Here is a 16,394-nt window from a genome sequence, read left to right on the forward strand (position 1 = left end):
CTCAGTCAATGCGGATGGGCTCATCATCTTCCCCTTTCAAGCTCATGACATCGGGCCGGGAATGCACCGCCACTTGAATCGCGTACGTCATCTCGCCGGCCGCCGGCCTCTCACGCAGCCTGACGACCGCCGGACCACGGGGCCGCGTGATGACCCGGACCCGCGGGGGCCGAAGTGCGCGGCGGCCGAAGTGGACGGCCGCGGCCAACAGGAGTACCGCAATGACACCAGCGACCACGACGACCGGCCACCATTTATGGGGCGGCGGCGGGATGATGGGAGGCGGTGACACCGGCGGCGTCGTGATAGGTGGCGGCACCGGCAGACCTAGGGTCACGATGGTGAATTCTCCAGTGTCCCAAGCTGATCCATCCGTACAGGAGGCGCGCACGGTATGGCTGCCGACTGCGGCATCGGTTGGGACGGCAAACCACGTCGTGAATTCGCCGAGCCCATCGACAGTCACGTTGAACCGGGGTGGGGCGCCATCCCACGACAGCCCCACCGCCCGTTCGTGGTTGGCGCAGTTGAACTGCCAGCCGACGACCCGCACCGCGTCGCCTCGATGCCCCTGCGTCGGGTCGAGCGAGATGGACGCCGCCGGCGTTCCCTGGTTCGTCACCGGGCTGACGACCGTGAACTGCTGACTGGCTGCGACGTCTGGATCGCCGGCGCAGGCGGCCAGCACCGTGTACTCGCCGGCCGATGCCGTCGCGGGCACGGTGAACGGGACGCGGAAGAGGCCGGACGAGGCCTTGGTCGCCGGAGACCTGTCACCGTCCCAGAACAACAGCACGCTGCCGCTGTCCGGGCACGCAAAACCGGTACCTGTCGCCGTGAATTCCGAGCCCGCGGGTCCCTTCGGGGTACTCAAAGTCAAAGTGGGTTTCGGAGTTTCGACCACCGTGAAGGGTGCGGACGCCACCACTGATGCTATGCGCAGGGTCCCGCATACCGCGGTGACGGTGTGTGCGGCTGCCGGGCCATCCGGAACCGTGAACGCCAGGCTGCCAATGGCGGGGTCCACGGCCTTGGCGGCCAGAGGCTGGTCGTCCCACTCGAGGTGCGGCGCCTCGAGGCACGTCCCGAAGCCCTCAGGTGTAGCCGTCACCTGCGAGCCGGCGGACCCCTTGCCGGGATCCAGTGTGAGAGTGGGCTTCTCGGTCGCATCGACGGTGAACGTCGCCAGAGCCACCGTGCGGGCCCCATCCAGGAGTCTGCACACCGCAGTCACTCTGTGGGCACCGGCCGGACCATCCGGCACCGTGAACGTCAGGCTGGCCGATAACGCCTGACCGTCCCACAGCAGGTGCGGGGCGTCCAGGCAATAGTCGAAGCCCGTGACGGTGGCCTTGACCTGAGCTCCCGCGCCACCGTGGGTGGGCTCAAGTGCGAGGGTGGCCTGGTCCGCGGCCGGCGCAGGTGCCGCAATGACCGGTGGCAGCGCTTTGAATGCAGGTATAGCGGACGTCGTGGGCGCAGTCGTTGTAGGCGCGGTAGTTGTGGACGACGGATCGGCGAAGACCACGCCCGCGCCCCCGAACAGGATCGCCAACGAGATCGCGCATCCGCGGGCCAGCGCACCTGCCGCGCGGCGCGAGTAGCGGCGAGAACGTAGCGCACCCATGGCGCACCTCCTCTCACCTGGAAGCATCCGACGATGGCGCCCGGCCATCACGAGTACTGCAGTACTCGTTTCTCTGGTAGGTCGCTCGGAGAGGTGAAGTGCCGCAGCCAGAGCAGGCATCAGGACGTCAAGCCGTTGCCACCAAACACCCAGGTTTGACTGCTAGCTTCGCGCCGAACCTGGGAAACGAGCCAACTTTTACTGGAGGCAACCCGTGAACACGCTGGTCCGTCTGATCGCCGTCTTGGTCATCCCCGTCGTCCTGCTGGTGGGCGGCTGTGGGCACAAACAAGAAGCCGCGCAGGGAAACACCACATCGGATTCGATCCCCGCCGACCCGTCGGGCGACGCCGGTGACGCCGCGCCGATCTCCCAGACCTGCCCGGCGCAGGCCACCACGTCATTCGCCAAGACGAAGTTCGTCGCGCACAGCGGCCTGGCCTTCGGCGCGTTCCACCGCTGGCTGTGGAAACCGTTCCAGGCCGGCACGTTCAAGAAGGGCGCCGACGGACGCATCAAGGCCTTCATCAAGGGCGGCCTCTCGGCGCTGTTCGTGAAGCGTGAAGTCCGGCTGGCCGCCACCGACGTGCAGGCCGACCCCACGCTGTGCAAGGCGATCATCGCGCCGCTCGACAAGCTCGGGGACACCGTCCAGGCCGCGTTCGACAAGCTGAAGGGCGGCGACGCCAGCGGCATCACCGACCTGAACACCTCGATCGGATCGATCGAATCCATCTCGCAGAAGGACGGCGTGCCGATCCAGGAGGACGAGAACGCCGACCTGACCAAGAAACCGGCCTAGGTCATTCAGCACGCCCCAGCAGCAGCGAGCGCTCCGCTTCATTGGTGCTGAGGTCGGCGGCCTGAGTGAATGCTGCCGACGCCTCGGAGGTTCTGCCCAAGCGCTCCAACAGATCTCCGCGCACCGCGTGCGGCAACGGCGATCTGGGCATGGGATCGGGGCCGAGCGCGTCGAGGACCGCCAGCCCCGCTTCCGCGCCATGCGCACGGCCGTGGGCCACCGCACGATTGACCTCGACAACAGCACCGGGGGCGGCGAAAGCGAGCACGTCGTACAGGTCGGCGATCCGATGCCAATCGGTGTCCTCGACCCGGATCGCGCGCGCATGGCAGGCCGCGATCGACGCTTGCAGAAAGTACGTCCCGACGGGCGCGCCCGTCGCGGCGAGCTTCTCGGCGCGGGCCAGCGCCTGCAGGCCGCGGCGCCGCAACAGGTGATCCCACCGGGCGCGGTCCTGATCGTCCAACAAGACGGGCGCTCCGTCGCGATCGGTACGCGCAGGAATCCGCGATGCCTGAAGTTCGACAAGTGCCTGCAGCCCAAGCGAATCCGGAATGTCCGGCACCATGGCGGCCACCATACGCGCCAGCCGGATCGCTTCGAAGCAGAGATCGGGGCGCGTCCAATCCTCGCCGGCGGTCGCCACATAGCCCTCGTTGAACGTGAGGTAGATGGCGGCGAGCACGTCGTCGATACGGTCGACGCGGTCGGCCCCCGCCGGCAGCTCCATGTCCACGCCGACGAGGCTCTTCTTCGCACGGCTGATCCGTTGCGCCATCGTCGATTCCGGCACCAGGAAGGCACGGGCTATCTCGGCGGTGCTCAGTCCCGACACCAGCCGCAGCGTCAGCGCCGCCCGCGACGCCGCCGACAGCTCGGGGTGACACGTCAGGAACATCAGCCGGAGCACGTCGTCTTCGATGAAGTCGAGCTGCCCTTCGAAATCTGGCATGTCGACCTCCTCCAGCCGGTGCCCGACCTCCTCGGTCTTGCGGCGCAGTGTCTCCGCACGCCGGATGTGATCGATGGCGCGGCGCTTCGCCGCCGTCATGAGCCAGGCGGCGGGGTTCCCGGGAATCCCGCGGTCGGGCCATTCCTCCAGTGCCGCAACGAGTGCGTCCTGCGCGGCGTCCTCGGCAAGGTCGATGTCGCGCGTCATGCGGGCCAGTGCCGCCACCAGGCGCGCCGATTCGGCGCGCCAGGCGGCGGTCACTGCGTCGGCGCCGGTCGAGCCGGCACCTCCGGTACGGGTCACCGCAATGTCAGGCGCCCGGTTCCGGCGCGCCTGCGGGACATCCGGTGTCCGCGGGGCCTTCGATCAGGTGCTGCTCGATCCGGCCTTCCCATTCCGGCCAGTACCGGCGATGCAGCTCGGTGAACTGCCGGCAGCCCTCGGCGGCCTCGGCCGGGTTGCGGTACTCCAGGATCGCGTAGCCGCCGATGATCTCCTTGCCTTCGGTGAACGGCCCGTCAGTGCTGCTCAGCTGCCCGGAACGCACCTCGTAGCCGACCCGACCGTCTCCCTGCCCCAGACCGCCGCCATCGAGGAAGATGCCGTCAGCGGCATTCTTGGCGACGTACTCCCCCATCGCATCCACCAGTTCCTGCGGCGGCGGACCTTGGTTGGGATCCATGATGACCAAACCCATGTAGCGCATTGCGTGACCTTTCGTCGTCGAGTCAATCCTTCACACACACGTCGAACGGGCGGGGCCGTTTTCGACATTGCTACGGAAATGACTCGCGATCGAGCGAAAGTTCATCGCGTCGAACGTGAAGACGATGGTCAAAAATCGGCGGATGTTGACGATCTTCTTCACGCTCGGCTAGAGGTCGCCCAGGCCGAGGTGCTGCCTGACCGTGCCGGTCTGGACGGCCTGCCACCCGAGCCGCGTCAGCCCGACGTCGAAGCTGGAATGACTCGACGGGACCAAGACCCGCAGCAGCAGGCCCGAGCGTTCGAGCAGCTGCATGGCCTCGGCGACGGCCCGCAGGTCGGGATTCTGAAACACATCGCCGCGCGTCGAGACGCCCGCGGAGAACATTCCGCGCGGGGCCCGGGCGCCGGTTCGGAGCCACGACACGACGTCCGTCATGGCTCCGCGCTCACTGTCGAACGACGAGGATCCGAACAACGGCAGGATCGCCGCCGCGAGTTCAGCGACGGGCGCGGAAATCCACCAGGGCTGGTCGCTGCTCGTCATGGCGGCAGTGAATCACGAGTTCTGCGGCTGCGCCGGAAGATTGGCGTAGTTCTCGACCGGAGAACGCCCCTTCGCGGCGCGCAGTGCCGCTGCCAGCAGCGCGTCGCGGAACTGCGGGTGCGCGATCGCCGCCAACGCCTCACCGCGTTCTCGGACGGTCTTGCCTTCCAGTTCCGCGGCACCGTATTCGGTGACGATGACGTCGACCTGGTGCCGCGGCGTGGTGATGACGGCGCCCGGCCCGAACCACGGCACGATCCGCGACCGCAGCTGGCCGTCCTTCACGAAAGTCGAAGGCAGACAGATGAGTGAGCGGTCCGACAGCTCCAGACCCGCCCCGGCGACGAAGTCCTCCGCGCCGCCGATCCCGCTGAACTGTCCCCCGTCGATGGTGTCGGCGATGACCTGTCCCTGAATGTCCACCGCGAGCGCGCCGTTGATGGAGACCATGCCGGTGTTGGCGGCGATCACCTCCGGCGAGTTGACGATGTCGACGGGCAAGAACGCGACATCGCGATTGTCGTCGAGCCAGGAGTAGAGCTCCTGCGACCCGAACGCGAACGTCGTGACGCTGACGCCCTCGTACTGGCCCTTGCCGGTGTTGGTGATCTTGCCGGCGCGATGCAGGTGCATGCAGCCGTCGGTGAACATCTCGGTGTGCAGGCCATACCCGCTGCCGTCACCCTCGGCCAGCAAGGTGGCAATCTGGTTGGGAATTGCGCCGATTCCGGTCTGCAGCGTCGCCCCCGAACCGATGAAGCCGACGGCGTGCTGCGCGATCGCCCGCTCGACCTCCGTGAGCGGCACATCGCCCCCGGGCAGTGCCAGCGGGGCGTCGGTCGAGCGCACGAGGATGTCGATCTCGTCGACGTGCAGTGCGTGACGGCGCGAGCCGTAGCCGAAAGTCCTTGGGTAAGCGTCGGAAACCTCGACGATGAGCAGGCGTTGTGGGTCGGCGCCGGCGCGGCGCAACTCGTCGATGGTGCCGCCGGCGTGCAACGACAGCGAGCACCAACCGTCGGCATCCGGTGGCGTCGCCACTGTCGTCATCACCCGCGGCGCTTGCCGTTCCAGCAGTGGGGCGAATCGGCGAAAGTCCGCGGCCGCGAACTCGATGTCGGCGCCCATGTCCCGCAGCGCCCGCTCGATCGGGCCGAAGAAACCGGACACGTAGTGCACGCCCGGTCGCGAAAACAGTTCGGTACCAACGGCTAACAGCGCACCGAAGACTCGCAGATTCGTCCAGTCCTGGCGTGCACCGAGCGCCCGCAGCACGGCCGGCGGCTGGCCGGGACCCAGGGTGATCCCGATCGTGTCGACCGGCCCCAACCGGGCAGCGGCCTGGTCGGCACTGAGTTCGGTTGGCATCGCTGCCTTAGACGTCCATCTCGATCAGGACCCGGCGCAGCAGCTTGCCGGTGGTGTTGCGCGGCAACTCATCGATGAACACCACGTCGCGGGGCACCTTGTGCCGGGCCAGATTGTTCTTGACGAACGCCTTGATCTCATCGGGGTCCTGCGCGGCGCCGGGCTGCAACACGACAAATGCCCGCAGGCGCTTGCCCCACTCGACGTCGTCGACGCCGACCACGGCCGCGTCAAAGATGTCGTCCCTCTCGGCGAGGAGTTCTTCGACTTCTTGCGGGAAGACGTTCTCGCCACCGGAGACGATCATGTCGTCGTCACGGCCGTCGACGAACAGCAGCCCATGGTCGTCGAAGTGCCCCATGTCGCCGCTGGACATGTAGCCGTCGATGATCTGCTTGGTCCGGCCGTCGGTGTATCCGGCGAATGGTGCGCCGTTGCGGACGAAGATGCGGCCGCGACGGTTGTTTCCCTTGATGCGTTGGTCGTTTTCGTCGTACAACACCACCTCGCACGTCACGGGCGCCCGTCCGGCGGTGCCCGGGGCGAGACGCAGTTCGGCCGGGGTGGCGACGCTGGCGATGGCGCATTCGGTCGAGCCGTACAGGTTGTGGAGCACGTCGCCGAAGGTGTCTTGGACCCGGTTCGACAGCTCGGGGCTCAGCGCCGACCCGGCGATGAGGATGGTGTTCAGCGACGAGGTGTCGTACTTGCCGATGACCTCGGGCCCCAGTTCGACGATCCGGTGCAGCATCGTCGGCACCGCGACCAGCATCTGGGCCTTGTGCTCGGCGATCAGCTGCAGGGTCCGCTCGGCGTTGAAGCGCCGGGCGGTCACCACCTTGTTGCCCAACGCGGCGCCGACGGTGTAGGTGGCCCACCCGGTGCTGTGGAAGATGGGCGAGACGATGACCATGGTTCCCTTGCGCGGGAACGGAATTCGGTCGATGATCTGCGCCGTCGCCAAGGGCGATACCGAGCTGCGGGGTGCGCCCTTCGGCAGGCCCGTCGTCCCGCTGGTTAGGATGACCGATCCACCCGCCTTGCTCGGCGCAGGCAGCGGCTCGGTGGAGTTGGCCGCGATGATGGCGTCCAGGGTAAGCATCGACTCGGGCACGTCGACGCCCTCGTCGACCCACGTCAACCCGCGCGGCATGTCCGCGGGCAGGGCATCGAGAAGTCCGAGGAACTCGCTGTCGTGCAGCACCACCTTGACGCCTTCGCGCTCGCAGACCTGAGCGAACTGCGGCTTGGCGAACCCGGTGTTCATCAGCACCAGCCGGGCCCCGAGCTTTCCGCACGCCGCCATGGCAAGGACCAGACCACGATGGTCCCGGCACAGCAGCCCGACGACGGAGCCTTCGGTCACGCCCAGGCCCTGTAGCCCGCGCGCCAATGCCCAGGACTGGTCGTTCACCTCTCCGTAGGTCAACGTGCCGCGTTCATCGACCAGCGCGGGCAGGTCCGCGTATTTGCGCCCACCCTGGATGGCCATGGACGCCTGCGGCCCGAATACCGGCGCGTTCTTGGCGGTCTCCACCATCACTCCAGGGTTGGACAGATCCAAAAATCCGGTCTCAACGAGCCGCTTCACCGCGTTCACGGACTCCCCAACACGGCCCAGCTTCTGCAGCACTCCACCGACGACGTCGAACACCTATGCCTCCCAAGTTCGAGGGGTGATCGACCCCACACGACTGGCACGTTAGCCGGTAGAACGCCGTGAGAACACCACCTACCGGGAGCTAGGCACTACACAACGTCGGCTGCGGCCGTGTGAGGCCGGTCCCTGATGCACCCAGCAACATGAGACCTCCAAAAGCGGTGTGTTTCTCCAGGCTTACCCGTGTCACCAGCGACAACGGCCGGCTCTGCCACAGTCTTGATATGACCGCACCGAAAACTTGCGGCTTCTTAACGCCACTCGACCCCTTTGCGTCCAGGGTGTAAAGACGCTGGGCACCACCTGTGGGCACCAGCCCAAATTGCCAGACTCACCCTTTTGACCTGGTAAAACTCCGGCCAGTTCAGCCAGCTCGCACCCCGAAATGCTCCCCGGATATGACCCATGTCACCGTGCCCGCAAGGACTCCGTAAATGAACGCGCGGCGCCCGTAAGGAAAGCATCAAGACCAGAGCCGGACCCACCGTGGCGGCGTTTACTTCGCCTCGTGGGCGCCGCCGAGACGCGCCCGAACGGAGCCAACATGTCTGTCGCGATTTTCGTCGTGCTGACCATCGCATTGTTCGCGGTGCTCGGCCTGATCCAGAAGGCGGTGGAACGCCTGTGAACTACGCCAACGCCATCGGCCTGGTGCTGTGTCTGGTGATCGCACTGTTCCTCGTCGCCGCACTGCTCTTTCCGGAGCGGTTCTAGTGAGCCCCACCGCCGCAGGCATCACGTTCCTGCTCTCACTCATCGTCGCGCTCGCGGCGGTCCATGTGCCGTTGGGCGACTACATGTTCCGCGTATACACGTCGGAAAAGCACTCGCGCGCAGAACGTCTCATCTACAAGGCAATCGGCGCCGATCCGCATGCCGAACAGAACTGGGGCGCCTACGCCCGCAGCGCGCTGGCCTTCTCCGCCATCTCCCTGCTGTTCCTGTTCGCCTTCCAACTGGTGCAGGGCCTGCTGCCGCTGCACCTGAACAACCCGGCCACCCCGATGACGGCCGACCTCGCGTGGAACACCGCCGTCAGCTTCGTCACCAACACCAACTGGCAGGCCTACTCGGGTGAGACCACCCAGGGACACCTGGTGCAGATGGCCGGCCTGTCGGTGCAGAACTTCGTCTCGGCCGCCGTCGGCATGGCAGTCGCCGTCGCACTGGTCCGCGGGTTCGCCCGCCGGCACGCCACCGAACTGGGCAACTTCTGGGTCGACCTGGTGCGCGGCACCATCCGAATCCTGTTGCCGCTCGCGGTGATTGCCGCAGTGATCCTGATCGCCGGTGGCGTGATCCAGAACTTCCACCTGCACGACCAGATCGCCAACACCCTGGCCGGCGCCCAGCAGACCATCACCGGCGGCCCGGTGGCCAGCCAGGAAGTCATCAAGGAACTCGGCACCAACGGTGGCGGTTTCTTCAACGCGAACTCGGCGCACCCGTTCGAGAACGCGACCGCCTGGACCAACTGGGTGGAAATCTTCCTGCTGCTGGTGATCTCGTTCTCCCTGCCGCGGACCTTCGGCCGCATGGTCGACAGCCGCAAGCAGGGCTACGCGATCGTCGCGGTGATGGCCACGCTCGCCCTGATCAGCTGCAGCCTCATGATGCTGTTCCAGGGACAGCACCACGGCACCGTCCCCACCGCCATCGGGTCGGCGATGGAAGGCGTGGAACAGCGCTTCGGCGTGGCCAATTCGGCAGTCTTCGCCACCGCCACCACCCTGACCTCCACCGGCGCCGTGGATTCGTTCCACGACTCGTACACCTCGCTCGGCGGCATGATGACGATGTTCAACATGCAGCTCGGTGAGGTCGCACCGGGCGGTACCGGGTCCGGCCTGTACGGCATGCTGATCCTCGCGGTGATCACGGTGTTCGTGGCGGGCCTGATGGTGGGGCGCACCCCCGAGTACCTGGGCAAGAAGATCACCCCGCGGGAGATCAAGCTGGCGGCAAGCTATTTCCTGGTGACCCCGCTGATCGTGTTGACCGGCACCGCTTTCGCCATGGCCCTGCCAGGTGAACGCGCGGCGATGCTCAACGCGGGCCCGCACGGCCTGTCCGAGGTGCTGTACGCCTTCACCTCCGCGGCCAACAACAACGGCTCGGCATTCGCAGGCCTCTCGGTCAATACCGTTTGGTACAACACGGCTTTGGGCCTGGCCATGCTGATCGGCCGCTTCCTGCCGATGATCCTGGTGCTGGCGCTGGCCGGCTCGCTGGCCAAGCAGGGCAGCACTCCCCCGTCGATCGGCACGCTGCCGACGCACCGTCCGCAGTTCGTCGGCATGGTCGCCGGCGTGACGCTGATCCTGGTCGCCCTCACCTTCCTGCCGGCTCTCGCGCTCGGCCCCCTTGCTGAAGGAATCCACTAGATGTCCACCAACACCGCAACCGTCGGGATCGCTGACCCCGACCACCCCGCACAGGCCCACGGCGCCAAGAGCAAGGGCCGCGTACAAGGCGGCCTGCTCGACCCCAAGATGCTGTGGAAGTCGCTGCCGGACGCCCTGCGCAAGCTGGACCCGCGCACCCTGTGGCGCAACCCCGTGATGTTGATCGTCGAAATCGGCGCCGTCTGGTCGACGGTCCTGGCCGCGTTGGAGCCCAGCTGGTTCGCCTGGCTGATCGTGTTCTGGCTCTGGCTGACAGTCGTTTTCGCGAACCTGGCCGAAGCCGTTGCCGAAGGCCGCGGCAAGGCGCAGGCCGCGAGCCTGCGAAAGACCCAGTCCGACACCATGGCCCGCAAGCTGGTCGGCTGGGCGCCGGGCAGCGCCGGAACCGAAGAGGAGATCGCCGCTCCGCTGCTGCAGCAGGGCGACATCGTCGTCGTCGAGGCCGGGCAGGTCATCCCCGGCGACGGTGACGTCGTGGAAGGCATTGCCTCCGTTGACGAGTCGGCCATCACCGGCGAATCAGCCCCCGTCATCCGGGAATCCGGTGGCGACCGCAGCGCCGTCACCGGCGGCACCACGGTGCTGTCCGACCGGATCGTCGTGCAGATCACCCAGAAGCCGGGCGAGAGCTTCGTCGACCGCATGATCGCGCTCGTCGAGGGCGCCAACCGGCAGAAGACCCCCAACGAGATCGCGCTCAACATCCTGCTGGCCGCGTTGACGATCATCTTCGTGTTCGCCGTCGCGACGCTGCAGCCGCTGGCCATCTACTCGAAGGCCAACAACCCGGGTGTGCCCGACACCGAGGCGCTCGACGCCTTCGGCGTCACCGGCATCGTGATGGTCTCGCTGCTGGTCTGTTTGATCCCCACCACAATTGGCGCACTGCTGTCCGCCATCGGTATCGCCGGCATGGACCGGCTGGTGCAGCGCAATGTGCTGGCCATGTCCGGCCGCGCCGTCGAAGCCGCCGGCGACGTCAACACCCTGCTGCTCGACAAGACGGGCACCATCACCCTCGGCAACCGCCAGGCGTCGGGCTTCCTCCCGGTGCCCGGTGTCACCGCTGAGCAGCTCGCCGATGCGGCGCAGCTGTCCAGCCTCGCCGACGAGACCCCTGAGGGTCGGTCAATCGTGGTGTACGCCAAGGAAACCTACGGCCTGCGCGCCCGGACCCCGGGTGAGTTGACCGACGCCACCTGGATCGAGTTCACCGCGCTGACCCGCATGTCGGGCGTCGATCTGCACGACGGCCAGCAGCTGCGCAAGGGCGCAGCCAACTCCGTCGCCGACTGGATTCGGGGCCACGGCGGCACCGTGCCATTCGAATTGGGCGAGATCGTCGACGGCATCTCCGCGGCGGGCGGCACCCCGTTGGTAGTCGGTCGCATTCAGCAGGGCAAGGCCGAAGTGCTCGGCGTCATCCACCTCAAGGACGTCGTCAAGCAAGGCATGCGGGAGCGGTTCGACGAGATGCGCAAGATGGGCATCCGCACCGTCATGATCACCGGCGACAACCCGTTGACCGCCAAGGCGATTGCCGACGAGGCCGGGGTCGACGACTTCCTGGCCGAAGCCACGCCCGAGGACAAGCTGGCACTGATCAAGAAGGAACAGGCCGGCGGCAAGCTGGTCGCGATGACCGGTGACGGCACCAACGACGCCCCCGCGCTGGCCCAGGCCGACGTCGGCGTCGCGATGAACACCGGCACCTCGGCGGCCAAAGAGGCCGGCAACATGGTCGACCTCGACTCCGACCCGACCAAGCTCATCGAGATCGTGGAGATCGGCAAGCAGTTGCTGATCACCCGCGGCGCGTTGACCACGTTCTCCATCGCCAACGACATCGCGAAGTACTTCGCGATCATCCCGGCGATGTTCGTGGCCCTGTTCCCCGGCCTGGATCTGCTGAACGTCATGCGGCTGCACAGCCCGCAGTCGGCGATCCTGTCCGCGGTGATCTTCAACGCCCTGGTGATCATCGCGTTGATCCCGCTGTCGCTGCGCGGTGTCCGATACACCCCCAGCAGTGCGTCAAAGCTCTTGAGCCGCAACCTGTATGTCTATGGCCTCGGCGGCATCATCGCCCCGTTCATCGGCATCAAACTCATCGACCTGCTCATCCAGTTCATCCCGGGGATGTCTTAATCATGAATATTGGCAACCTGATTCGCGTACACGCTGCCGCCCTGCGCGCGCTGCTGGTCCTGACCGTCATCACCGGTCTGGCCTACCCGGTGCTCGTCTGGGCCATCGCCCAGCTCCCCGGGCTCAAGGACAAGGCCCAGGGCTCGCTCGTCACCGCGGGCGGCAAAGTCGTCGGCAGCTCCCTCATCGGCCAGCTGTTCACCGACGCCAAAGGCAATGTGCTGCCGCAGTATTTCCAGGGTCGGCCGTCGGCCGCCGGCACCGGGTACGACCCGATGTCCAGCGGCGCGAGCAACCTCGGCCCCGAGAGCATTGTCGACACGCCAGGTGACCCGGCCGAGATCAAGGCAGGCAAGTCGGCCAGCGACGCCGGATTCAAGCCGAGCTTGCTGACCCAGGTGTGCACGCGGAGCTACGGCGTCGCGGACACCGAGGGCCTGGACCACAACGCCGGGGCACGTCCGTTCTGCACCTCGGACGGCGTGGGCGCGGTGCTGTCGGTGATCGGGCCGCGGGATGCCACGGGCAACGTCACTCATCCCACCAAGGTGGTCAGTGTGAACCAGCCGTGCGACACGACCAAGACGCCGTTCGCCACGACCTATGAGGGTGTGCGCGTCGAATGCGCCAAGTACGGCGAGGATTACACCGCCGGGCAAATCGTCGCGATCCGCGGTTCAGCACCCGCCGACCCGCAGGTTCCGGCCGACGCCGTCACGGCGAGCGGCAGTGGCCTGGACCCTGACATCTCGGTCGACTACGCCGACCTGCAGGTGGGCCGGGTCGCCAAGGTCCGACACATCTCGGCCGACCAGGTCCGGGCTCTGGTGCAGGACAACACCAGTGGCCGTGCCCTGGGTTTCATGGGTGAGCCGCGGGTCAACGTCCTGCAGCTGAATCTCGCGTTGGATAAGCGATACCCGCTCGGGTCATCTGCCGGACTTCGTCCGGCAACCAGCTGACCTACTGGACAATGGGACATATGGAAGTGCCGGACAAGCGGGGCGAGCTTCGCATCTACCTGGGTGCGGCCCCTGGCGTGGGCAAGACCTTCTCGATGCTCGGCGAGGCGCGCCGCCGGCTCGAGCGCGGCACCGACGTGGTCGCGGCCGTGGTCGAGACGCACGGCCGCAAGAAGACGGCCGAGGCAATGGAGGGCATCGAACGGATCCCGCCGCGGTTCATCGACTACCGCGGCGGGACGTTCGCCGAGCTGGATGTCCCGGCGGTGCTGGCCCGCCACCCCGAGGTGGTGCTGGTCGATGAACTGGCGCACAGCAATACGCCCGGCAGCAAGAACGCCAAGCGCTGGCAGGACGTCGAGGAACTGCTCGCCGCCGGCATCACCGTCATTTCCACGGTCAACGTCCAGCACCTCGAGAGCCTCAACGACGTCGTCGCCCAGATCACGGGCATCGAGCAGCAGGAGACGGTGCCGGACTCCGTGGTGCGCAGTGCCGCCCAGATCGAACTGGTCGACATCACCCCGGAAGCGTTGCGCCGCAGGCTGTCCCACGGCAACGTGTACGCACCCGAACGCGTCGATGCGGCGCTATCCAACTACTTCCGGCAGGGCAACCTCACCGCCCTGCGCGAACTGGCACTGCTGTGGCTGGCCGACCAGGTCGACGCCGCACTCGCGAAATACCGTGCCGAACACAATATTTCGGATACCTGGGAAGCCCGCGAGCGCGTCGTCGTGGCGGTCACCGGCGGCCCGGAATCAGAGACCCTGGTCCGGCGGGCGTCCCGCATCGCCTCCAAATCCAGCGCCGAGCTGATGGTGGTGCACGTCGTCCGCGGCGACGGACTGACGGGCGTCTCCGCCCCGCAGATGGGCAAGGTGCGCGAGCTGACGACCAGCCTCGGCGCCACCCTGCACACCGTCGTCGGCGGTAGTGACGGTGACGTCCCCAGTGCCCTACTGGATTTCGCCCGCGAGATGAACGCCACCCAGTTGGTGTTGGGCACATCGCGACGGTCACGCTGGGCCCGGCTCTTCGACGAGGGCATCGGCGCCAAGACCGTCCAGAACTCCGGCAAGATCGACGTGCACATGGTCACCCATGAGCAGTCCCAGCCCGGCTGGTCCTGGTCGACGGCGACCCGCGGGCAGCGGCACCTGGCGTCCTGGCTGGCCGCTATCGTCGTGCCCGGCATCATCACCGCCATCACCTCCCTGCTGGATCCGTTCCTGCACATCGGCGGCGAGAGCGCGGTGTTCTTCATCGGCGTCCTGATCGTCGCGTTGCTCGGCGGCGTCGCGCCGGCCGCCCTGTCGGCAGTCCTGTCCGGGCTGCTGCTCAACTACTTCTTCGTCGCCCCGCGCTACAGCTTCACCATCGCGGATCCGGACAGCGCGCTGACCGTCGTGGTGCTGCTGGCCGTCGCGGTCGCTGTCGCCGCGCTGGTCGACGGTGCCGCCAAACGGTCCAGGGAAGCCCGGCACGCCTCGCAGGAAGCTGAGCTATTGGCGCTGTTCGCCGGCAGCGTGCTGCGCGGCGCCGACCTGACCACGCTGCTGGAACGCGTCCGCGAGACCTACGCGCAACGGGCCGTCAGCCTGCTGCACGAGGAGGACGGCATCGTCGCCTGTGTCGGCAAAGAACCCTGTGTGACAGTCGATTCCGCTGACACCGCCATCGAAGTCAGCGACGACGAATACTGGCTGCTGATGGCCGGCCGCAAGACCGAGGCGCGCGATCGTCGGGTGCTCGGCGCCGTCGCCCGGCAGGCGGCGGGGCTGGTGCGGCAACGTGCCTTGGCCGAGGAGGCCGGCCGCGCCGAAGCCATCGCCAAGGCCGACGAACTGCGCCGCTCCCTGCTCAGCGCCGTCAGCCACGACCTGCGCACCCCGCTGGCCGCGGCCAAGGCGGCGGTGTCGAGCCTGCGCAGTGAGGACGTCGGCTTCTCCCCCGAGGACACCGCCGAACTGCTGGCCACCGTCGAGGAATCCGTCGACCAGCTGACCGCATTGGTGGGCAACCTGCTGGACTCCTCGCGGCTGGCCGCCGGGGTGGTGAAACCGGAGCTGCGGCGCGTGTACATGGAAGAGGTCGTGCAGCGGGCGCTGCTCGGAATCAGCCGAGGCGCAACCGGTTACGGGCACCGTGGGCTCGAACGGATCAAGGTCGAAGCCGGCGACGCCGTCGCACTGGCCGATGCGGGCCTGCTGGAGCGGGTGCTGGTCAACCTCATCGACAATGCGCTGCGCTACTCCGCGGGCAGCGTGGTGCGGGTGAATGCCGGACAGGTCGGCGACCGGGTGCTGATCACCATCGTCGACGAGGGGCCAGGCATCCCCCGCGGCGCCGAGGAGCAGCTGTTCGCGCCGTTCCAGCGCCTCGGCGACCATGACAACAGCACCGGCGTGGGACTTGGCCTTTCGGTCGCGCGCGGTTTTGTCGAAGCAATGGGCGGCACCATCTCTGCCACTGACACCCCCGGCGGCGGGCTGACCGTCGTGGTGGACCTGGCAGCCGCGGGAAAGGATCGGGTGTGACACGGGTTCTGGTCATCGACGACGAACCACAGATTCTGCGTGCGTTGCGGATCAACCTGTCGGTGCGCGGGTACGACGTCACCGTCGCGGCCACGGGCGCCGAGGCATTGAAGGCGGCCGCCGAACACAAACCGGACGTGGTGATCCTGGACCTCGGCCTGCCCGACATGTCCGGCATCGACGTACTGGCCGGGCTGCGCGGCTGGCTCACCGCTCCGGTGATCGTGCTGTCGGCGCGCACCGACTCGATGGACAAGGTCGAGGCCCTCGACGCCGGGGCCGACGACTACGTCACCAAACCGTTCGGCATGGACGAGTTCCTGGCCCGGCTGCGGGCCGCCGTGCGGCGCGGCGCGGCGGCGTCCGAGACCGACGAGCCCGTCGTCGAAACATCGTCATTCACCGTCGATCTCGCGGCCAAGCGAGTGACCCGCAGCGGCAACGAGGTGCACCTGACCCCCACCGAATGGGGCATGTTGGAGATGCTGGTGCGCAACCGCGGCAAGCTGGTGGGCCGCGAGGAACTGCTCAAAGAGGTGTGGGGTCCGGCGTACGCCAAGGAGACCCACTACCTGCGCGTGTACCTGGCGCAGCTGCGCCGCAAGCTCGAGGTCGACCCGTCACACCCCAAGCATCTGCTGACCGAGGCCGGGATGGGGTACCGCTTCCAGGAGTAGC

At 67.2% G+C, this 16,394-nt stretch carries 13 protein-coding genes; 7 read left to right on the forward strand and 6 right to left on the reverse strand.

Annotated elements, in window-relative coordinates; genetic code table 11:
• Nucleotide 1: 1 nt before the first annotated feature.
• Nucleotides 2-1,627: a hypothetical protein gene (locus A7G45_RS00910; protein ID WP_260932480.1), complete on the reverse strand. Its 1,626-nt coding sequence runs from the start codon at nt 1,625-1,627 to the stop codon at nt 2-4.
• 214 nt (nt 1,628-1,841) lie between these two features.
• Here A7G45_RS00910 and A7G45_RS00915 point away from each other — a divergent pair, with 214 nt between their 5' ends.
• The gene (locus A7G45_RS00915) at nt 1,842-2,429 is read left to right on the forward strand and encodes a hypothetical protein (RefSeq protein ID WP_260932482.1); all 588 of its coding nucleotides are present in this window, start codon (nt 1,842-1,844) and stop codon (nt 2,427-2,429) included.
• A 1-nt stretch (nt 2,430) separates the two neighbouring features.
• On the opposite strand, the gene A7G45_RS00920 is transcribed toward A7G45_RS00915, so the two are convergent.
• The 5 genes from A7G45_RS00920 to A7G45_RS00940 all read right to left on the reverse strand — a co-directional run bounded on the left by A7G45_RS00920 (nt 2,431) and on the right by A7G45_RS00940 (nt 7,655).
• Nucleotides 2,431-3,684 (reverse strand): RNA polymerase sigma factor, encoded by a 1,254-nt coding sequence (locus A7G45_RS00920; protein ID WP_260932485.1) that lies wholly within the window; start codon nt 3,682-3,684, stop codon nt 2,431-2,433.
• 7 nt (nt 3,685-3,691) lie between these two features.
• Complete coding sequence (locus A7G45_RS00925; protein WP_133763353.1) at nt 3,692-4,087, reverse strand: YciI family protein; 396 nt, start codon at nt 4,085-4,087, stop codon at nt 3,692-3,694.
• Between the two features lie 168 nt (nt 4,088-4,255).
• Entirely contained in the window at nt 4,256-4,633 is a 378-nt protein-coding gene (locus tag A7G45_RS00930; RefSeq protein WP_260932494.1) for a hypothetical protein, read from the reverse strand.
• A gap of 12 nt (nt 4,634-4,645) precedes the next feature.
• Entirely contained in the window at nt 4,646-6,001 is a 1,356-nt protein-coding gene (locus A7G45_RS00935) for an acetyl-CoA hydrolase/transferase family protein (protein ID WP_260932496.1), read from the reverse strand.
• A gap of 7 nt (nt 6,002-6,008) precedes the next feature.
• Nucleotides 6,009-7,655 carry an acyl-CoA synthetase gene (locus A7G45_RS00940; protein ID WP_260932499.1) on the reverse strand — a complete coding sequence of 549 codons (1,647 nt, stop codon included), beginning with the start codon at nt 7,653-7,655 and terminating at the stop codon, nt 6,009-6,011.
• A gap of 630 nt (nt 7,656-8,285) precedes the next feature.
• Between A7G45_RS00940 and A7G45_RS00945 the strand changes: the two genes are divergently transcribed.
• The 6 genes from A7G45_RS00945 to A7G45_RS00970 are packed head-to-tail and all read left to right on the forward strand — an operon-like array spanning nt 8,286 to nt 16,393.
• Nucleotides 8,286-8,375: a K+-transporting ATPase subunit F gene (locus A7G45_RS00945; RefSeq protein WP_020099126.1), complete on the forward strand. Its 90-nt coding sequence runs from the start codon at nt 8,286-8,288 to the stop codon at nt 8,373-8,375.
• Nucleotides 8,375-10,045 carry a potassium-transporting ATPase subunit KdpA gene (gene kdpA, locus A7G45_RS00950; RefSeq protein WP_260932562.1) on the forward strand — a complete coding sequence of 557 codons (1,671 nt, stop codon included), beginning with the start codon at nt 8,375-8,377 and terminating at the stop codon, nt 10,043-10,045. The genes A7G45_RS00945 and kdpA overlap by 1 nt, the downstream gene beginning before the upstream one ends.
• Entirely contained in the window at nt 10,046-12,214 is a 2,169-nt protein-coding gene (gene kdpB, locus A7G45_RS00955) for a potassium-transporting ATPase subunit KdpB (protein ID WP_260932565.1), read from the forward strand.
• 2 nt (nt 12,215-12,216) lie between these two features.
• Nucleotides 12,217-13,176, forward strand: coding sequence for a potassium-transporting ATPase subunit C (locus A7G45_RS00960; protein WP_260932568.1), 960 nt, complete (start codon nt 12,217-12,219; stop codon nt 13,174-13,176).
• 11 nt (nt 13,177-13,187) lie between these two features.
• Nucleotides 13,188-15,716: a DUF4118 domain-containing protein gene (locus A7G45_RS00965; protein WP_043398996.1), complete on the forward strand. Its 2,529-nt coding sequence runs from the start codon at nt 13,188-13,190 to the stop codon at nt 15,714-15,716.
• On the forward strand, nt 15,713-16,393 hold the full coding sequence (locus A7G45_RS00970; protein ID WP_043398993.1) for a response regulator: 681 nt from the start codon (nt 15,713-15,715) through the stop codon (nt 16,391-16,393). The genes A7G45_RS00965 and A7G45_RS00970 overlap by 4 nt, the downstream gene beginning before the upstream one ends.
• Nucleotide 16,394 lies beyond the last annotated feature (1 nt).

This window comes from Mycolicibacterium llatzerense, assembly GCF_025331195.1.
Classification (GTDB): Bacteria; Actinomycetota; Actinomycetes; order Mycobacteriales; family Mycobacteriaceae; genus Mycobacterium; species Mycobacterium llatzerense.

What these genes read in the sequence shown, in the direction of transcription:
- A7G45_RS00910 (WP_260932480.1), bottom strand. Translation starts at nt 1,627, where the DNA reads ATGGGTGCGCTACGTTCTCGCCGCTACTCGCGCCGCGCGGCAGGTGCG.
- A7G45_RS00925 (WP_133763353.1), bottom strand. Translation starts at nt 4,087, where the DNA reads ATGCGCTACATGGGTTTGGTCATCATGGATCCCAACCAAGGTCCGCCG.
- A7G45_RS00930 (WP_260932494.1), bottom strand. Translation starts at nt 4,633, where the DNA reads ATGACGAGCAGCGACCAGCCCTGGTGGATTTCCGCGCCCGTCGCTGAA.
- A7G45_RS00935 (WP_260932496.1), bottom strand. Translation starts at nt 6,001, where the DNA reads ATGCCAACCGAACTCAGTGCCGACCAGGCCGCTGCCCGGTTGGGGCCG.
- kdpB (WP_260932565.1), top strand. Translation starts at nt 10,046, where the DNA reads ATGTCCACCAACACCGCAACCGTCGGGATCGCTGACCCCGACCACCCC.
- A7G45_RS00960 (WP_260932568.1), top strand. Translation starts at nt 12,217, where the DNA reads ATGAATATTGGCAACCTGATTCGCGTACACGCTGCCGCCCTGCGCGCG.
- A7G45_RS00965 (WP_043398996.1), top strand. Translation starts at nt 13,188, where the DNA reads ATGGGACATATGGAAGTGCCGGACAAGCGGGGCGAGCTTCGCATCTAC.